This window comes from Klebsiella sp. X1-16S-Nf21 (genome assembly GCF_002837615.1).
GTDB lineage: Bacteria > Pseudomonadota > Gammaproteobacteria > Enterobacterales > Enterobacteriaceae > Klebsiella > Klebsiella variicola.
The window spans coordinates 1-3,080 of sequence record NZ_PJDK01000144.1 but is presented as its reverse complement, the minus strand read 5'-3'; the positions used below and the strand labels follow the sequence as shown (position 1 = coordinate 3,080).

The following is a 3,080-nucleotide window of genomic DNA, read 5'->3' as shown; positions in this document are numbered from 1 at the left end:
GAACGGCGCCGCCGGATAGTGGCTTACCTGCTTCAGGGCCACCTGCAGACCGCTCTCCCGCTCAACCTCCGCGATAAACGCCCGCAGCTGGCGATCCATCTCGTCCACCAGCGCATCGCTGAGATTGCGCATATCAATGGAGAAGGTGACCTCCCCGGGCACCACGTTGCGGCTGTTGGGCCACACCTGCACGCTGCCGACGGTGCCGCGTCCCTCTTCGCTGCGCCCGGCAATGGCCACCACTTCCTGCATAATGCGGGTCGCCACCTGCAGGGCATCCTGACGCAGGCGCATCGGCGTGGGTCCGGCGTGCGAGGCCTGGCCGGTGACCACGCAGTCGTACCAGCGGATCCCCAGCACGCCCTGCACGATACCGATGGTTTTCGCTTCATCTTCGAGAATCGGCCCCTGCTCAATGTGCGCCTCAAAATAGGCGCCGATGGGATGCTCCCCCGGGGTCTGCTCGCCGATATAGCCGATCTGCGCCAGCGCCTCGCCGACGCTGACACCCTCTTTATCCGTGACGGCCCAGGTCTCTTCCAGCGGGAAGACGCCGGCAAAGACCCCGGAGCCCATCATCACCGGTACAAAGCGCGACCCCTCTTCGTTGGTCCAGAACACCACCTCAATCGGCGCGTCGGTATCAATCTGCAGATCGTTGAGCGTGCGCACCACCTCCAGCGCCGCCAGCACGCCGTAGTTGCCGTCAAATTTGCCGCCGGTGGGCTGAGTGTCAATATGGCTGCCGGAGACGATGGGCGGCAGGCCGGGGTTGCGGCCTTCCCGGCGCATAAACACATTGCCGATTTTATCGATGGTGACGCTCATCCCGGCCTCCCGCGCCCAGCCTATTACCTTGTCCCGCCCCTGGCGGTCGAGGTCGGTGAGGGTCAGACGGCGGCAGCCGCCCTTCGGCGTGGCGCCGATCTGCGCGAGATCCATTAACGACGCCCACAGGCGGTCGCCATTGATGCGCCAGCCGGTGGTGTCGGTCGCGGGGGTAAAAAGTACATCACTGCTCATGGTAGTCTCCTGACATCAAGGTCGCCGCCAGCGTAACCGGCGGTGGGAATGCGCTATCAACGCCTGGTCTTCATCCTGTATGGTTTTTTGCCGCCGATCAGACGGCCAGGGCCTGGGCGTTAGCGTCAATCGCCAGCTCGCGCCAGCGGTGGCAACTCACCGCGTGGCGCTCCGCGACGGATTCCGTCGGCGGCAGACTCTGTTCACAGACCGGGCGACGGTGCGGGCAGCGCTCGGCAAAAGCGCAGCCGGGCGGCAAGCGCGCCAGATCCGGCGGCGCGCCGGGAATGCAGTGCAGGGCATCACCTTTCTTAAGCCCCTCTTTCGGCCGACTGCCCAGCAGCACCTGGGTATAAGGATGGCGCGGGTGGCGCAGGATCTCGCTCATCGACGCTTCCTCGACGATCCGCCCGGCGTACATCACCGCCACCCGGTCGGCGATCTCCACCGCGGCGCCGATATCGTGGGTCACAAACACGATCGACAGCCCGCGCTGCTTTTGCTGCTCGCGCAGCAGGATCAGGATCTGGATTTGCACCGTGGCGTCGAGGGCGGTGGTCGGCTCATCCGCCAGCAGCAGCTGCGGGTTACAGGAGAGCGCAAGGGCGATCATCGCCCGCTGGCGCATCCCGCCGGACATCTCGTGCGGGTAAGCATCCAGCCGCCGCTCGGGGCTGGGAATGCGCACCTGGCTCAGGGCCTCCAGCGCCCTGTCCCGGGCCGCCTGGCGCGACAGCCCTTCGTGGCGGCGCAGCCCTTCAATAATCTGCTGCCCGACGGTGTAGACCGGATCGAAGGCCAGCAGCGGCTCCTGAAAAATCATCGCGCAGCGTCCGCCGCGATAGCGCCGCAGCTGGCTGGCGCTCATCGTCAGCACCTCGTCGTCCCCCACCTGCAGGGTGCCGGAGAGCTCACTGCTCCCTGGCGGGTGCAGGCGCATCAGCGCCCGCAGGGTCACGCTCTTGCCGGAACCCGACTCGCCAATCAGCGCCATCACCTCCCCCTTTTGTACGTCAAAGGAGACTCCATTGACCGCGTTGATGGTCTGTCCGTCGCGGCGAAAGACGACCCGCAGGTCGCGCACATGGACAAAGGCGTTATCCGACATGGCTGACCTCCTTAAGGGGGATGCTTTGATGCCAGGGCGAGGCCGGCTGCGCCATCAGGCAGGCGCTCTGGTGCCCCTCCCCGACCGCCTCCAGCCGCGGTTTCACCTCGGCGCAGACCGCCTTCGCATGCGGGCAGCGGGTGTGAAAACGGCAGCCGCCCGGCGGCGCGATGGGGCTGGGGGGATCGCCGCTCAGCGGCGAGGTCAGGGTGCGGTTTTCCGGGTCCATGGAGGGCATCGAGCTTAACAGCGCCCGGGTATAGGGGTGGGCGGAGGCGGTAAACAGCTGCTCCGCCGGGCCAATCTCCACCACTTCGCCAAGGTACATGACGAGGATCCGATCCGACAGCCAGCGTACCACGTGCAGATCGTGGCTGATGAACACGTAGGTCAGCTCGAGAGTCCGTTTCAGCTCCTGCAGCAGCTGCAGCACCTGGGCTTCCACCGATTTATCCAGCGCCGACACTGCCTCATCGAGGATCACCAGCCGCGGCTTCATCGCCAGCGCGCGGGCGATATTCACCCGCTGCCGCTGGCCGCCGGAGAGCGCATGCGGGTAGCGGTCGGCAAAGCGCGCCGGCTCAAGGCCAACGTGCGCCAGCAGATAGCGGGCATATTCGCTGGCCTCTCTGGCGCTGACGCCATGGACGCGCTGGCCGAAGGCGATGCTCTCCTCCATGGTCATGCGCGGATTGAGCGAAGCATAGCTATCCTGAAAGACCATCTGCACCTGGCGACGGTAGGCTTTCAGCGGCAGACGCGACGAGCCGACCCCCTGTCCGTCGAAGATCAGTTCGCCGCTGTCCTGGGTGAGCAACTGCATCAGCAGCCGGGCGGTGGTCGATTTGCCGCAGCCCGACTCGCCGACCACCCCCAGGGTTTCGCCTTTCATCACCGTGAAGCTGATATCGTCCACCGCCTGCACCACCTCCCGGCCTTTGCCGCCGCG

3 protein-coding genes are annotated in these 3,080 nt (G+C 65.9%); all 3 read right to left on the bottom strand.

The window, feature by feature from the left end:
- On the bottom strand, positions 1–1,023 hold a 1,023-nt coding region (locus tag CW267_RS29695), incomplete at its 3' end, for a Zn-dependent hydrolase (protein WP_101148714.1).
- Between the two features lie 97 nt (positions 1,024–1,120).
- The gene (locus CW267_RS29690; protein ID WP_023316317.1) at positions 1,121–2,131 is read right to left on the bottom strand and encodes an ABC transporter ATP-binding protein; all 1,011 of its coding nucleotides are present in this window, start codon (positions 2,129–2,131) and stop codon (positions 1,121–1,123) included.
- Positions 2,121–3,080: ABC transporter ATP-binding protein (locus CW267_RS29685; RefSeq protein WP_101148713.1), on the bottom strand; the 960-nt coding region annotated here is incomplete at its 5' end. The genes CW267_RS29690 and CW267_RS29685, both read right to left, overlap by 11 nt.